This window comes from Streptomyces sp. CO7 (assembly GCF_053474865.1).
This window is the reverse complement of record NZ_JBRIOU010000010.1, coordinates 75760-91159: the sequence shown is the minus strand read 5'-3', so window position 1 is coordinate 91159 and position 15400 is coordinate 75760. Positions and strand designations below refer to the sequence as shown.

The window sequence follows — 15400 nt, the reverse complement described above, 5'->3', positions numbered from 1 at the left end:
CGCCAGCGCACCGCACAGGGCGATCACCGCCTCGGCCCGCCGGTCGTGCTCCGCCCGCGCGGCCGAGGCGCGCCGCACCCTCCGCACCAGGGGCACGGCCGCCATGCCCACCGCCAAGGGGAGGGGCGAGGCCCCCAGCAGCGCCACCACTCCCCCGGCCACCGGAGCCCACCACTCGGCTCCGGGCCGACGCCCACGGGCCCGGAGACCTGGAGCAAGGAGCCTCCGGGCAAGCACGCCCCGCAGGCCGGGCTCCCGGTCTGCGTCCGGCCCGCTCCACGGGCCTGTCTCCACCTCCACGGCACCGGATCGCTTCCGGGCCGCCCGCGCCATGGCTCGTGCCCGAGGAGCCTGCGACCTCGCTCCCGGCCACCACCAGAGGCCCGCCGCAGCGCACACCGCCGCCACCGCGACCGCGCCGCTCCCCGCCCCGGCCGCTCCCGCGGCCCCGACGGTCACCACGCCCGCCTCGCACCGGCCGACTCCGGCACCGGGCCCTCGGTGCACTGCCCTGCCCGCTCCGCCCACTGCTCCGCACCGCCCGGAGTCCCGGCGTCCAGCAGTCGCACCAGGCGCTCCCACCCGGCCTGCGGCACGAAGGCCCGCTCGCTCCACCGCAGGGCGGGCACCGTCCGCACCAGCCCCGCCGCGTCGCGCTCCAGCACCCGCACCTCGGCGATCCGACGGCGTCCGCCGCGATCACGTACGAGGTGGATCACCACCGACAGCGCCGCGGCGAGCTGGCTGTGCAGCGCGGCCCGGTCGAGGCCGGCGGCCGTCCCCAGGGCCTCCAGCCGGGCCGGGACGTCCGCCGCCGCGTTGGCGTGCACCGTCCCGCACCCGCTGTGGCCGGTGTTGAGCGCGGCCAGCAGATGCACCACCTCCGCCCCGCGCACCTCGCCCACCACCAGTCGGTCGGGCCGCATCCGGAGCGCCTGCCGCACCAGGTCCTCCAGCGTCACCAGCCCGGCGCCCTCCTGGTTCGCCGGTCGGCTCTCCAGCCGGACGACGTGGGGGTGCTCCGGCCGCAGCTCCGCCGAGTCCTCGGCCAGCACGATCCGCTCGGCCGGGCCGGCCAGGCCCAGCAGCGCGCTGAGCAGCGTGGTCTTGCCGGTACCGGTGCCTCCGCTGATGAGAAAGGACAGCCGGGCGTCCACCAGGGCCCGCAGCACCCCCTCCCCGCTGGGCGGCAGCATGCCGGCGCCGGTCAGCTCGCCGAGGGTGAAGGCGCGCGGACGGACCACCCGCAGCGAGAGGCAGGCGCAACCCACCGCGACCGGCGGGAGCACGGCGTGCAGCCGTGTCCCGTCGGGCAGCCGCGCGTCCACCCAGGGGCGGGCGTCGTCGAGGCGGCGTCCGGCGACGGAGGCCAGCCGCTGGGCCAGTCGGCGCACCGCCACGGCGTCCGGGAAGGCGACGCCGGTCAGTTCCAGCCCCGTGCCCCGGTCAACCCACACCCGGTCGGGCGCGGACACCAGGACGTCCGTCACCGCCGGGTCGGCGAGCAGTGGCTCCAGCGGTCCGCTTCCCACCAGTTCGGAGCGCAGCCGCACCGCCGCGCCCAGGACCTCCTCGTCCCCGAGCACGCGGCCGCCGCGTTCACGCAGCGCCTGGGCCACCCGTGCCGGTGTGGGGTCGGCTCCGCTCTCGGCCAGCCAGCGGCGCACCCCGTCGATCAGGTCTCCCGTCGCCCCGGCGTCCTGAGGGACTCCGCTTCCCGCGCGGGCGTTCATCGCCCACCTGTCGAAGCCGTCGCGCGGTCCCAGAACTGGCGGCAGAACCGGGTCAGCGGGGCCCGGGGCGCCGCCCCGGGTGGCAGCGAGGCCGTCGCGGGCGGGCGCAGGTCCGGATCGGCCGGGACCTCTCCGAGCAGGGGAAGGCCCAGCAGCCGGGCGACCTCCGCGCCGTCGAGGCCCGGCGCGTGGGGGCCGCGGACGGCGACCCGGAGGTCCCGCAGAACCATCCCGGCCATCGAGGCCACCCTGCCCGCCGCGGCCACCGCCCTGATCTCCGCGGGCACCACCAGCACCGCCAGGTCCAGCTGAGCCAGGATCTCCGCGACGCCCTCGTCGACCCGCCGGGGCAGGTCCACCACCACGGCGCCACCGCCCCGCCGGGCCGCCGCCAGCACGGCCCGTACGGCGTCGGGGGGAACGCTCACGCAGTCACCGCGGTCCCAGCTCAGCACCCGTAGCGAGTGGAGGCTGGGCAGGGACTCCTCGAGCGCCCCGCCGCCCAGCCTGCCCCGCGAGGAGGCGAAGGCGGGCCAGCGCAGCCCTTCGGCGGCCTCGCCGCCCAGGAGGACGTCGAGCCCTCCTCCCAGGGGGTCGGCGTCCACCAGGAGCGTGCGCACCCCGCCACGGGCGGAGGTGACGGCCAGCGCGCAGGCCAGCGTGGAGGCCCCGGCTCCGCCCCGGCCGCCGATGACTCCGACCGTGAGGGCAGGGCGGCCCACGCCCTCCACGACGTCGGCGATCCGGTCGGTGAGCCATTGCTCGCCGTCCGGCAGGACCAGCACGTGGTCGGCGCCGATCTCGACGGCGTGGCGCCACACTCCGGGATCGTCCGGGTCGCGCCCGACCAGGACCACACCCGGTCTGCGCGGTGCACCGCGCACCCGGCGGGCGGCGTCGTCCCCGATCAGGACGAGCGGCGCGCCCTCCCAGACGGAGCGCCTGCCGGGTGGCCCGGGATGCACCTCGGGGGTCGCCCCGGCCGCGGCGCACAGCCGCAGCAGATCGTCGAGGAGCAGGGGGTCCTCGGTCACGATGAGCGGTACGCCCGCTCCCCCGCCGGAAGCGCCGGCGGGGGTGCCGGGGATGTCGGGGGTACGTCCGGTCATGGCTGCTGCCTCCTGCCCGCGCGGGGAGGACATGTCTCCCCGGCCGTCGGTGTCAAAACTGGTGTCGGAACTGAGCGGCGCGGGCGGAAAAACGGGGCCGCGAAGCCGTGAGCCGTCATCCGGGCGCGTCGGAAACACCGTGCGGCACAACGGAAAAAGAAGTGGATCTTGGTGGATATCGGGGGACAACCCGGCGAATGTGAATATCGCGTTCACCCCCACGAGCGAAGCGCGAGAGAGCGACTCACCGGTGCGCGGGACAGACACGAAGGGGGAACCCGCACGCATCCTCTCGATTACCGACAGTCACCACCCGCGAGCACGCAAAAGGCGGCCGGACCCTCTGCGAGAGAGGCTCCGGCCGCCTGGCCCGGGGGGCGAAAACCCGTCCGGACATGCGACGACCCCCGCCGGGGGGGAGAGCGGGGGTCGTCATCCACGATCCGACTCGGGGGGGGAGGAGCCGGACCGGGTTAGCACGGTCGCGAACGATCCGTGACTTCCATGGTGTACCCGAGAGGCTTCTCAGGCAAACCCACGCGCCACACCTTACGCCGAATGGCTGCCCCCTATGCTCGCCTTGTGGAAAACCACTCCTTGCCCCGCACCGCGGCCTTCTTCGACCTGGACAAGACGGTCATCGCGAAGTCGAGCACGCTCACCTTCGGCAGGTCCTTCTACCAAGGCGGACTGATCAATCGCCGCGCCGCCCTGCGCACGGCGTACATCCAGTTCGTCTTCCTGGCGGGCGGCGCCGACCACGACCAGATGGAACGCATGCGGAGGCACATGTCCGCCATGTGCCGCGGCTGGGACGTCCAGCAGGTCAGGGACATCATCGCCGAGACCCTGCACGACCTCATCGACCCGATCATCTACGACGAGGCCGCCTCGCTGATCGAGGAGCACCACCTGGCCGGCCGTGACGTGGTGATCGTCTCGACCTCCGGGTCGGTCATGGTCGAGCCGATCGGCGAGATGCTGGGCGCCGACCGGGTGGTGGCCACCCGGATGGTGGTCGGTGACGACGGCCGCTTCACCGGCGAGGTCGAGTACTACGCCTACGGACCCACCAAGGCCGAGGCCATCCGCGAGCTGGCCGAGTCCGAGGGGTACGACCTGACCCGTTGCTACGCCTACAGCGACTCGGCGACGGACCTGCCCATGCTGGAGACGGTGGGCCACCCGCACGCCGTCAACCCGGACCGGCCGCTGCGCCGTGAGGCCCTGACCCGCGGCTGGCCGATCCTCGACTTCAGCCGGCCGGTCCGCCTGAAGCAGCGGGTCCCGAACTTCACGGCCCCCTCCCGCCCGGTGCTGGTCGCGGCGGCCACGGTCGGCGCCGCGGCGGCGGCCGCCCTGGTCTGGTACGCCACCAGCCGCAGGCGGGCGGCCTCCGTCTGACAGCCCGGCACATCCGCCCGGCCGCCCCCGGCGCCCCCTGACCAGCGGTCAGGGGGCGCCGGCACGCGGGTCCGCGGGATCGCACCTCCGGCCGGCACGGCATGTTCCGGCAGAATGCTTGAACGGCAAATCAAACGAATTCCGACAGGGGTTCACACAAGCGGCACAACAGGAGTACAAAGGACTTAACGGCCCGCGAGACCGGGGACATCCGACGGGATGACCTTCGCAACGCCATGGCCCCACGGACCGGAGCATGAACAACCGGGCACCCACGCGACGTCGACCCGTCGATTACGGGCCAGCCGCACCAGGCCACGGGAGAAAGTTCCCGGCCTGATGGGCGACTTACGAGGACGCTTGGTAACCCGGCGGCGTCATGCGAGCGGCGGCACGAGAACTCGTGCCGCCGCAACCCTGTGCGGGGTGACTCCGCCCCGGCCCCCGTCTGCCGGCCGCGCCTCAGGCGGCGCCGCGCTGCAGCGCCTCGCAGACCGCCGTCGACTCCCGGGCGCCGAGCTCGACCGCCTTGCCGCAGTGGGTGATCCAGGCGCTCATCCCCTCCGGAGTCCCGGAGACGTAGCCGTCCAGGGCCGCCCGGTAGGCGGCCCGGCCCAGTTCCGCGTGCCCCACCTCGGCCGGACAGATCGACTTGGGGTCCAGCCCGCTGCCCACCAGGACGATCCGCTCGGCGGCCCTGGCCACCAGACCGTTGTGCGAGCGGAAGGGCCGCAGGGCGAGGATCTCGCCGTGCACCACCGCGGCCTTGACCAGGGCAGGCGCCGAACCGCCGTCGATGATCAGGCGGGCGAGCCCGTCCAGCCGCCCGGCGACCTCGTCCGCGTCGGGCAACGGCAGCTCGATCAGCGGCTCGTCGACCGTCTCGCCGGCCAGCCGGGGGCGCCCGATGTCGTCACCGCCGCCCGCGGCCGCCACCAGGTGCAGGCGGGCCAGCACCCGCAGCGGCGACTGCCGCCAGATGGACAGCAGTTGGCCCGCCTCCGCGGTGAGCCGCAGCGCGGCGCCCACCACCCGGGACTCGTCGTCACCGCTGAAGTCGGTCCGGCGGCGGACCTCCTCCAGCGCCCAGTCCGCGCCGGCGAGCGCGGCGGACCCACGCGCCCCGCGCAGAGCCGCCTCGGAGGTGATCTCGTTGCTGCGGCGACGCATGATGCGGTGGCCGTAGACCCGGTCGACGTACTTGCGGACGGACTCCACGGAGTCGGCCACACCGGGAAGGGACCCCAGGGCCGCGAGCGGGTCGGCGGACGCGCCAGTCGTACTCATGAGTACGACATTACGCGCCCTCGCCCGGCCCCACATCGCCCGGCCCGACGCCCCGCCCGGGGAGCACCGGAGCAAGTGACGGCAGGGGACGCGCCTTGACCGCGGTTCCGGTGGAGGCCCCACGAAGGAGTGGTCGTCAGGACGATTACCGCCGGATCTGCCACACAGCGCTATGGAGCTACTACGCTAGGTGAACATGAAAATTGCTTTCGTCGGCAAGGGCGGCAGCGGCAAGACGACCTTGTCCTCGCTGTTCGTACGCCACCTCGCAGCCTCCGGGGCGCCGGTCATCGCCGTGGACGCGGACATCAACCAGCACCTGGGAGCCGCGCTCGGCCTCGACGAGACGGAGGCCGCCGCCCTGCCCGCGATGGGCCGGCACCTCACCCTCATCAAGGACTACCTACGCGGCACCAATCCGCGGATCGCCTCCGCCGAGGCGATGATCAAGACCACGCCGCCCGGCGAGGGATCCCGCCTGCTGCGCGTACGGGAACAGAACCCGGTGTACGACGCCTGCGCCCGTCCTGTCGAACTGGACGGGGGCACGGTCCGCCTGATGGTCACCGGCCCCTTCACCGAGTCCGATCTGGGGGTGGCCTGCTACCACTCCAAGACCGGCGCCGTGGAGATGTGCCTGAACCACCTGGTCGACGGGCGCGACGAGTACGTCGTGGTGGACATGACGGCCGGCTCGGACTCGTTCGCCTCGGGCATGTTCACCCGTTTCGACATGACCTTCCTGGTCGCCGAACCGACCCGCAAGGGCGTCTCGGTCTACCGCCAGTACAAGGAGTATGCGCGGGACTTCGGGGTCGCCCTCAAGGTCGTGGGCAACAAGGTGCAGGGCCCCGAGGACCTCGAGTTCCTGCGCGCCGAGGTGGGGGACGACCTGCTGGTGACGGTCGGCCAGTCGGACTGGGTCCGGGCGATGGAGAAGGGCCGGCCCCCGTGCTTCGACCAGCTGGACGCCGTCGACCGGGCCGCGCTGGAGGCGTTGCGCGCCGCGGCCGACGCGCGCTACGAGGCGCGGGACTGGGAGCGGTACACCCGCCAGATGGTGCACTTCCACCTCAGGAACGCGGAGTCCTGGGGAAACGCGAGGACGGGGACCGACCTGGCACAGCAGGTGGACCCCGGCTTCGTCCTCGACGAGCGGGTGAGCGAACCGGCCTGAACCGTCGACGCCCGTCCCCCGCGGGCGAAATGGGCGCGCAGGTGCGGCCGGGGATTCCGGCCGCACCTGCGCGGCGAGCGGTGCCGCACGACGTCCGACGAGGGGCGAGATCCGCTCAGCGGCCGGGAGCCTGCGCCGCGGGAGCGGCGGGATCCGCCGGAGCCGCGGGAGCCGCGGGAGCTGCCGGGGACGTCATGAAGCGCTGCCAGCCCTCCTGGGGCGCCTGTCCGATGCCGAGCGTCCGCAGCTTGGCGATCGTCTGCGGATCCTGCGCGTCCAGCCAGTCCGCGAGCTGCCGGAACGAGACGCAGCGCACCTCGGGCTGGGTGCACACTCCCTTGACGACCTCCTCGACCGCCCGCATGTAGACGCCGCCGTTCCACGACTCGAAGTGGTTGCCGATGATCACCGGCGCCCGGTTCCCGTCGTACGAGCGGCGGAAGGCGGCCATCAGGCCGTCACGCATCTGGTCGCCCCACTGCTGGTGCATGGCCGGGTTGCCACGGGTGCTGCCCCCGGACTGGTTGACCATGAAGTTGTAGTCCATGGAGATGGTCTCGAAGGCGCGGCCGGGCACCGGGACCATGTGCATGGACAGGTCCCACAGCCCGTCCTTCCGCTCGGGCCAGACCTGCTCGCGGACGCCGCTGGTGTCGTAACGCAGGCCCAGTTCCCGGGCGGCCGCGCGGAAGTTCTCCTGCCCCTCCAGGCAGGGCGTCCGGCCGCCGACCAGTTCCTTCTCGTAGTCGAACGGCAGCGGCTGGGCGTCCTTGAGACCGGTGTTGGTCTTCCAGGTCTGCACGAAGCTCTTGGCCTGCGCGATCTCGCTCTTCCACTGTTCGACCGACCAGCTGCCGACGCCGTTGCCACCGCAGAAGTGGCCGTTGAAGTGGGTGCCGATCTCGTTGCCCTCGAGCCACGCCCGGCGCAGCTGCTCGACGGTGGCGGCCACTCCCTGGACGTCGTTGAAGCCGATGTCGGAGCTCCCCGCGGAGCGCCCGGGAGGCTGATAGAGGGAACGTTTCTCCTCCGGCAGCATGTACACGCCGCTGAGGAAGTAGGTCATGGTGGCCTTGTTCTCCGCGGCCACCTTCCGGAAGTGGGAGAAGAGCTTCTGCCCGTCCTCGCCGGCGCCGTCCCAGGAGAAGACGACGAACTGCGGAGGACGCTGCCCGGGCTTGAGCCGCTCGGCCTTGGGCAGATGGGGCTGCGCCCCGGTGTAGGCGGTGGACCCGTCCCCGATGAGACGGACCACCTGCGGAGCCTTCTTCTGCGCGCCCTTCCTGGGGCCCGCCGCACCCTGGGCGCCTGCCGCGCCGTCGGCCCCTGTTCCACAGCCGGCCAGTGACACGGCGCAGGCCGCTGCCGCCACGAGCACGGCGACAGTTCTCCGGTTGGCGGTCATCTCCCGCCCCACCTTCTTCCTTCGCTCAGACCGAGCGCCCACTGAGGCGCTCCCCGGTGGACCGCCGGAGGCCCGGCGGAGCCGTCAAGGTCGCACGATGAGGCGAAAGAATTTGTATGACAAGCCGATGAAAATAACCCTTCACCCGTTTGGATGACTTATCAGGCCATTTGCCCGTTTTCTCTGTACGAGCTCTTTACTAAGAATTACTGTTCGTTTACTGAGAGTTGGCACTCGATGCCCCCGCACGGTATGCGGTCGGCCCGGTGCCGCAGTCCAGTGCCGTCGTCCGCGGTCGCGGCGAGCCTTCGCGCGACCGCGCCGTCCCGGAGGAGAAACGCGCATCATGTCCGCCTGCGTTCCCGACCGCGCCGAGGCCCACGAGGCCGGGCGCATCCACCGCCCCCACAGTCCGCCGCCCCGGTGGCGCCGCCTCAGGATCGCGCCCGCCGACCTGTCCGCCTCGGTCACGGTGTTCCTGATCTCCCTGCCCCTCTCGCTGGGCATCGCGCTGGCCACCGGCGCTCCCCTCCAGGCCGGTCTGGTGGCCGCCGCAGTGGGCAGCCTGGTCGCCGGCCGGCTGGGCGGCGCCCCGCTCACCGTCAGCGGGCCCACCGCCGGCCTCACCGTGGTCACCGCGGACCTGATCCAGCAGTACGGATGGCGCACCACCTGTGCCGTCACCGTCCTCGCCGGTGTGACCCAGGTGGCCCTCGGCTGGCTCCGGGTCGCCCGCACCGCCCTCGCCGTCAGCCCGGCCATCGTGCACGGCATGCTGGCCGGCATCGGCGTCACCATCGCCGTCGCCCAGCTGCACATCGTCCTCGGCGGCACCCCGCAGAGCTCGGTCCCGGACAACCTCCGCGCGCTGCCCGCCCAGTTGGCCGACCTGCACCCGGGCGCCGTCGCCGTCAGCGCCCTGACCCTGGTGGTACTGCTCGGGTGGTCGCGGATCCCCGGCGCGGCCGGGCGGATCATGCGCCTGGTCCCCGCCGCGCTCGCCGCCATGCTGACGGCCACCGCCGTCGCCCTCGCCCTGGGGCTCAGCCTCCCCCGCGTGGACCTCCCCTCCTGGTCCAACCACGCGCTGGCCGGGTTCCCCGAGGGCCCCGCGCTGCCGCTGGCCGCGGCGGTGCTCACCATCACCCTGGTCGGAGGCGTGGAGACGCTGCTCTCCGCGGTGGCCGTGGACAAGATCGCCGCGACCCGTGGGGGCCCGCCGGTGCCGCGGGCCGACCTCGACCGGGAGCTGCGCGGCCAGGGCTTCGCCAACATGGCCTCCGGCGCCCTGGGCGGCCTGCCGGTCACGGGCGTGGCGGTGCGCAGTTCGGCCAACGCCCGCTGCGGCGCCGTCAGCCGCAACTCGGCGATGCTGCACAGCCTGTGGATCGCCGCAGCGGCACTGCTGCTGGTGCCCGCGCTGGAGCTGATCCCCCTCGCGGCGCTCGCCGCCCTGGTGATGGCGATCGGCGTCCAGATGGTCTCCCTCCACCACATCCGCACGGTCAACCGCCACCGTGAGGCCCTCGTGTACGCGGTCACCGCCGTGGCCGTCACCTTCCTGGGGGTCCTGCAAGGCGTGGGCGTCGGCGTGCTCGCCGCGGTCGCGGTCGCCCTCCACCGCCTGACCCACACCCGGATCACCCACGAGGTGCGCGACGGCGTCCACCGCGTCCACGTCCGGGGCCAGCTGACCTTCCTCGCCGTTCCCCGGCTGAGCCGGGTGCTGCACCTCATCCCGGAGGGCGCCGACGCGGTGGTCGAGCTGCACGGCTCCTTCGTGGACCACGCCGCGTACGAGTCGCTCCAGGACTGGCGCACCTCCCACCGGGCGCACGGCGGCTCCGTCCGTCTCACCGGCCTGCGCACGGGCCTGACGGCCGTCGGCGCGCCGACCGCGGCCGAGCCCTGCCCGACCGACCCACCGGACGCCTCCGGAGCGCCCGGCGGGCCGCCGCCCAGCGAGCACGAACTGGTGCGCGGCATCAGCGCCTTCCAGCGGGACACCGCCCCCCTGGTGCGCAGCGAGCTGGCCAGGCTGGCGCGGGAGGGGCAACGACCCGCACAGCTCTTCCTCACCTGCGCCGACTCCCGGCTGGTGACGTCGATGATCACCACGAGCAGGCCGGGCGACCTCTTCGTCGTCCGCAACGTCGGGAACCTGGTGCCGCCCCCGGGCGAGGAGTCGGGCGACGACTCGGTGGCCGCCGCCATCGAGTACGCGGTGGACGTCCTGCGGGTCCGCTCCATCACCGTCTGCGGTCACTCCGGATGCGGCGCGATGCAGGCCCTGATCGACTCGGAGCCCGACGGCGACGGGACCCCGCTGGAGAGGTGGCTGCGGCACGGGCTGCCCAGCCTGCGCCGCGTGGCCTCCGGCGCGCATCCTCCGGCGCGGCTGAGCGCCAGGGAGCCGGCGGACGCGGTCGAGCTCCTGTGCCTCACCAACGTCGCGCAACAGCTGGAGCACCTGAAGGCCCACGAGTCGGTCGCCCGGGCCGTCGCGGAAGGGCGCCTGGAGCTCAACGGCATGTACTTCCACGTCGGTGAGGCGCAGGCCTACCTCCTGACCGACTCGCGGGGCACGCCGGTCTTCGACGACGTCCGGGAGGCGGAGGCCGATCTGACCGGCGCGAGCTGACCGCCTGCCGCGTCGAGGCCGCCTGGGCGGCGGGGCCGATCATGCCTCGCCGGCCGGGTGGCGTCGCCCGGCGCCGCCGGCTTGCGGGGCCCGCCGGCGGACCCGTCCATGGGTAGACGTCACCACCTGCGGGTAGTGCGTCCCTCACGACGCGGACCGTCCCGCACCCGGTGGGCGGCCCGGCAGCACCGGGCGTGCGTGGGTCGCACGTCACGCGTGGCCTCGCGCCCGAGGTGGGTCCCCCGCTGAACTCCACCAAGCGGCCGTACGTGACAACGGATGACCGATCCGCGCAAGCCATCCGCGAAGACCGAGGTCGCAGCCCCGGAGGAAACCCGCACAGGTCTACACCAATTTCCGGTCGACCCTTGTCAGTACTCCCTCCGGTCTGATGAGCTGTGGCTTGGGACACAGCGGACACCCTTGGAATGGGAGATGTCGTGAGCAACGAAAGCCTGGCCAACCTGCTCAAAGAGGAGCGCAGGTTCGCACCCCCCGCCGACCTGGCCGCCGCGGCCAACGTCACCGCGGAGGCGTATGAGCAGGCCAAGGCTGACAGGCTCGGCTTCTGGGCCGAGCAGGCCCGCCGGCTGACCTGGGCCACCGAGCCGAACGAGACGCTCGACTGGTCGAACCCGCCGTTCGCCAAGTGGTTCCAGGACGGCACCCTCAACGTGGCCTACAACTGCGTGGACCGTCACGTGGAGGCCGGCAACGGCGACCGGGTGGCCATCCACTTCGAGGGCGAGCCCGGCGACACGCGCGCCATCACCTACGCCGAGCTCAAGGACGAGGTCTCCCGCGCCGCCAACGCGCTGCTCGAACTGGGCGTCCGCAAGGGCGACCGCGTGGCCGTCTACATGCCGATGATCCCGGAGACGGCCGTCGCGATGCTGGCCTGCGCCCGTATCGGCGCCGCCCACTCGGTGGTCTTCGGCGGCTTCTCCGCCGACGCGCTGGCCACCCGCATCAAGGACGCCGACGCCAAGGTGGTCATCACCGCCGACGGCGGCTGGCGCCGCGGGAAGCCGTCCGCGCTCAAGCCCGCCGTGGACGAGGCGCTCACCAAGGTCGACGGCGTGGAGCACGTGCTGGTGGTCCGCCGCACGTCCCAGGATGTCGACTGGACCGAGGGCCGCGACGTCTGGTGGCACGAGATCACCGAGCGCCAGTCGGCCGAGCACACCCCCGAGGCGTTCGAGGCCGAGCAGCCGCTGTTCATCCTCTACACCTCGGGCACCACGGGTAAGCCGAAGGGCATCCTGCACACCTCCGGCGGCTACCTGACCCAGGTCGCGTACACCCACCACGCGGTGTTCGACCTCAAGCCGGAGACCGACGTCTACTGGTGCACCGCCGACGTCGGCTGGGTCACCGGCCACTCGTACATCGTCTACGGCCCGCTGGCCAACGGCGCCACCCAGGTCATGTACGAGGGCACCCCGGACACCCCGCACCAGGGCCGCTTCTGGGAGATCGTCCAGAAGTACGGCGTGACCATCCTCTACACCGCCCCCACCGTGATCCGCATGTTCATGAAGTGGGGCGACGACATCCCCGCCAAGTTCGACCTGAGCTCACTGCGGGTGCTCGGCTCGGTGGGCGAGCCGATCAACCCCGAGGCGTGGGTCTGGTACCGCGACCGCATCGGCGCGGGTTCCAGGCCGGTCGTGGACACCTGGTGGCAGACCGAGACCGGCGCGATCATGATCTCGCCGCTGCCCGGCGTCACGGAGACCAAGCCCGGCTCCGCCCAGGTCGCGCTGCCCGGCATCGCGGCGACCGTGGTGGACGACGAGGCCAACGAGGTGCCCGACGGAGGCGGCGGCTACCTGGTGCTGACCGAGCCGTGGCCCTCCATGCTGCGCACCATCTGGGGCGACGACCAGCGGTTCATCGACACCTACTGGTCCCGCTTCCCCGGCAGGTACTTCGCGGGCGACGGCGCCAAGAAGGACGACGACGGCGACATCTGGCTGCTCGGCCGGGTGGACGACGTCATGCTGGTGTCCGGCCACAACATCTCCACCACCGAGGTCGAGTCCGCGCTGGTCTCGCACCCGAAGGTCGCCGAGGCGGCCGTGGTGGGCGCGGCCGACGAGACGACCGGCCAGGCCATCGTCGCCTTCGTCATCCTGCGCGGCAACGCCTCCGAGGACGACGGACTGGTCGACGAGCTGCGCAACCACGTCGGCGCGACGCTCGGCCCGATCGCCAAGCCCAAGCGCGTCCTGCCGGTCGCGGAGCTGCCCAAGACCCGCTCCGGCAAGATCATGCGCCGCCTGCTGCGGGACGTGGCGGAGAACAGGGCCCTGGGCGACGTGACCACGCTGACCGACGCGGGCGTCATGCAGCTCATCCAGGACAAGCTGCCGTCGGCGCAGAGCGACTCCGACTGAGGCGGTACGGCCTCGACACAGCCGGGAGCGGGCCGCCATGGCGGCTGTGGCGGCCCGGGCTCCGTGTGAGAACGCGACGGAGCCCGGGCCGCTCTGCCACTTCACCGCCCCATTGGGTAGGCTGATGATCGCGTCTTGTGTCTCTGTGCTCTCAGCGTGGTGACGAAAAGACCTCAGGTGCGCCGGGAAGTCTGGTCGGCATGACTACAGCCATGCCCCGACCACCCAGGAGAGCGCCCTGATGGCGAAGCCCGACCACACCACCGATGACGCGCCCCACGAGGCTTTCCGCAGGGTCTCGCTGCGCGAACGCGGCTTCCTGGCGGACGCCCTGCGCACCGAGACGGTCGGCGGCGTCCTGCTCCTGCTCGCCGCGGTCACCGCGCTGGTGTGGGCCAACGCACCGGGCATCAGCGGCAGCTACGAGTCGTTCAGCCACATCCACCTCGGGCCCTCCGCCCTCGGCCTCGACCTGTCGATCGAGCACTGGGCCTCGGAAGGCCTGCTGGCGATCTTCTTCTTCGTGGCCGGCATCGAGCTCAAGCGTGAGCTGGTGGCCGGCGACCTCAAGGACCCCAAGGCGGCCGCCCTCCCGGTGATCGCGGCCGTCTGCGGCATGGTGGCGCCCGCGCTGGTGTACCTCGCGGTCAACGGGGCCATGGGCGGGTCGGCGTCCGGCTGGGCGGTCCCGACCGCCACGGACATCGCCTTCGCGCTGGCCGTCCTCGCGGTGATCGGCACCTCGCTGCCCTCGGCGCTGCGCGCCTTCCTGCTGACCCTCGCGGTGGTCGACGACCTGCTCGCCATCGTGATCATCGCGCTCTTCTTCACCCACCAGCTGAACTTCGCCGCCCTGGGCGGGGCGGCGGCCGGGCTGGCGGTCTTCTGGTTCCTGCTCCGCAAGGGCGTCCGCGGCTGGTGGGTCTACGTGCCGCTCGGCCTGGTGATCTGGGGCCTGATGTACAACAGCGGCGTCCACGCGACGATCGCCGGCGTGGCCATGGGCCTGATGCTGCGCTGCTCGCGCCGCGAGGGCGAGGACGTCTCGCCCGGCGAGCGCATCGAGCACCTGGTCCGGCCGCTCTCGGCGGGTCTGGCCGTACCGCTGTTCGCCCTGTTCGCGGCGGGTGTGCCGGTGGCCGCGGGGGACCTCGCCGCGGTGTTCACCGAACCGGAGACGCTGGGCGTGACGCTGGGCCTGGTGCTCGGCAAGACGGTCGGCATCTTCGGCGGGACCTGGCTGGCCGCCCGCTTCACCCGTGCCTCTCTCAGCGACGACCTCGCCTGGGCCGACGTGTTCGCCCTGGCCACCCTCGCGGGCATCGGGTTCACCGTGTCGCTGCTGATCGGGGAACTGGCCTTCGAAGGCGACGCCGAGCTCACCGAGCACGTGAAGGCCGCCGTCCTGGTCGGCTCGCTGCTGGCGACCCTGCTCGCCGCCGTGCTGCTGAGGCTCCGCAACGCCACGTACCGGCGGATGACCGAGGAGGAGGAGCGCGACGAGGACAGCGACGGGATTCCGGACGTCTACACCCAGGACGACCCGGAGTACCACCTGCGGATGGCACGGATCCTGGAGCGCAAGGCCGCCGAGCACCGTCGCCTGGCCGAGACGATGGCGGCCGAGCGACGCGAGTGAGGACGCGCGCCCGCCTGCCCGGCTCCGCAACCTCAGCCGTGACTCTTCCTCAGGTCTTCTCCCGGCCCGACGTACACCGGAGGTGATCGGGGGTACCTCTACTACCGGCCGGTGCGCGCAAGGTTCGTGCGGGTCCGGCATGATCTGACTGGACGGTACAGAACTCGGCAGGAAAGGGAGTCCGCGATGAGCGCACCCGACGGCAACCCGGTCGGCACCGAACGCAGCATGGGTCAGCTGTTCGCCACGGCGTCGACCGAGATGTCCGCTCTGGTCCAGGACCAGATCGCCTACGCGCGGGCGTTGCTCAAGCAGGACGTCAAACGAGGCGCCACCGGCTCGGCCCTCTTCACCGTGGCACTGGCCCTGCTGGTGTTCTCCCTGCCGATGCTCAGCTTCGCCCTGGCCTACGGCATCCACACCTGGTCGGAGTGGAACCTGGCGATCTGCTTCCTGCTCTCCTTCGCCGCCTCCCTCGTCGTCGCCCTCGTGCTGGTGCTGATCGGCATGGTCTTCGTCAAGAAGGCCAAGAAGAGCCATGGCCCACAGCAGGTGAGCGAGGAGATGAAGCGGACCGCCGAGGTGCTGCAGAACGCCAAGCCGCAC

10 protein-coding genes are annotated in these 15400 nt (G+C 72.4%); 6 read left to right on the top strand and 4 right to left on the bottom strand.

Annotated features, from left to right (window positions below):
* Positions 1 to 455 precede the first annotated feature (455 nt).
* On the bottom strand, positions 456 to 1733 hold the full coding sequence (locus tag ACOV8S_RS28700; protein ID WP_448321413.1) for a TadA family conjugal transfer-associated ATPase: 1278 nt from the start codon (positions 1731 to 1733) through the stop codon (positions 456 to 458).
* Positions 1730 to 2842 (bottom strand): septum site-determining protein Ssd, encoded by a 1113-nt coding sequence (gene ssd, locus ACOV8S_RS28695; RefSeq protein ID WP_448321412.1) that lies wholly within the window; start codon positions 2840 to 2842, stop codon positions 1730 to 1732. Before ssd ends, ACOV8S_RS28700 begins: the two co-directional genes overlap by 4 nt.
* Positions 2843 to 3400: 558 nt before the next feature.
* Between ssd and ACOV8S_RS28690 the strand changes: the two genes are divergently transcribed.
* Entirely contained in the window at positions 3401 to 4246 is an 846-nt protein-coding gene (locus ACOV8S_RS28690; RefSeq protein WP_448321411.1) for an HAD family hydrolase, read from the top strand.
* A gap of 462 nt (positions 4247 to 4708) precedes the next feature.
* Here ACOV8S_RS28690 and ACOV8S_RS28685 read toward each other — a convergent pair whose 3' ends face one another.
* Positions 4709 to 5533 (bottom strand): oxidoreductase, encoded by an 825-nt coding sequence (locus ACOV8S_RS28685; protein ID WP_448321410.1) that lies wholly within the window; start codon positions 5531 to 5533, stop codon positions 4709 to 4711.
* A 196-nt stretch (positions 5534 to 5729) separates the two neighbouring features.
* Between ACOV8S_RS28685 and ACOV8S_RS28680 the strand changes: the two genes are divergently transcribed.
* Positions 5730 to 6710, top strand: a complete 981-nt coding sequence (locus ACOV8S_RS28680; RefSeq protein WP_448321409.1) for an ATP-binding protein — start codon at positions 5730 to 5732, stop codon at positions 6708 to 6710.
* 115 nt (positions 6711 to 6825) lie between these two features.
* Here ACOV8S_RS28680 and ACOV8S_RS28675 read toward each other — a convergent pair whose 3' ends face one another.
* Positions 6826 to 8115, bottom strand: a complete 1290-nt coding sequence (locus tag ACOV8S_RS28675) for a hypothetical protein (RefSeq protein ID WP_448321408.1) — start codon at positions 8113 to 8115, stop codon at positions 6826 to 6828.
* Positions 8116 to 8461: 346 nt separating this feature from the next.
* On the opposite strand from ACOV8S_RS28675, the gene ACOV8S_RS28670 reads away from it, so the two are divergent.
* From ACOV8S_RS28670 to ACOV8S_RS28655, 4 genes are all read left to right on the top strand, one after another.
* Positions 8462 to 10756: a SulP family inorganic anion transporter gene (locus ACOV8S_RS28670; RefSeq protein WP_448321407.1), complete on the top strand. Its 2295-nt coding sequence runs from the start codon at positions 8462 to 8464 to the stop codon at positions 10754 to 10756.
* A gap of 398 nt (positions 10757 to 11154) precedes the next feature.
* Positions 11155 to 13155 carry an acetate--CoA ligase gene (acs, locus tag ACOV8S_RS28665; RefSeq protein WP_448321406.1) on the top strand — a complete coding sequence of 667 codons (2001 nt, stop codon included), beginning with the start codon at positions 11155 to 11157 and terminating at the stop codon, positions 13153 to 13155.
* Between the two features lie 241 nt (positions 13156 to 13396).
* Positions 13397 to 14794 (top strand): Na+/H+ antiporter NhaA, encoded by a 1398-nt coding sequence (nhaA, locus tag ACOV8S_RS28660; RefSeq protein ID WP_448321405.1) that lies wholly within the window; start codon positions 13397 to 13399, stop codon positions 14792 to 14794.
* Positions 14795 to 14980: 186 nt separating this feature from the next.
* Positions 14981 to 15400 (top strand): phage holin family protein (locus ACOV8S_RS28655; protein ID WP_448321404.1); only part of this gene is annotated, 420 nt, incomplete at its 3' end.

Bases quoted from the DNA above. Each gene is read 5' to 3' on its own strand.
- ACOV8S_RS28700 (WP_448321413.1), bottom strand. From the start codon at position 1,733: ATGAACGCCCGCGCGGGAAGCGGAGTCCCTCAGGACGCCGGGGCGACG.
- nhaA (WP_448321405.1), top strand. From the start codon at position 13,397: ATGGCGAAGCCCGACCACACCACCGATGACGCGCCCCACGAGGCTTTC.
- ACOV8S_RS28680 (WP_448321409.1), top strand. From the start codon at position 5,730: ATGAAAATTGCTTTCGTCGGCAAGGGCGGCAGCGGCAAGACGACCTTG.
- ssd (WP_448321412.1), bottom strand. From the start codon at position 2,842: ATGACCGGACGTACCCCCGACATCCCCGGCACCCCCGCCGGCGCTTCC.
- ACOV8S_RS28675 (WP_448321408.1), bottom strand. From the start codon at position 8,115: ATGACCGCCAACCGGAGAACTGTCGCCGTGCTCGTGGCGGCAGCGGCC.
- ACOV8S_RS28690 (WP_448321411.1), top strand. From the start codon at position 3,401: ATGGCTGCCCCCTATGCTCGCCTTGTGGAAAACCACTCCTTGCCCCGC.
- ACOV8S_RS28670 (WP_448321407.1), top strand. From the start codon at position 8,462: ATGTCCGCCTGCGTTCCCGACCGCGCCGAGGCCCACGAGGCCGGGCGC.
- ACOV8S_RS28685 (WP_448321410.1), bottom strand. From the start codon at position 5,533: ATGAGTACGACTGGCGCGTCCGCCGACCCGCTCGCGGCCCTGGGGTCC.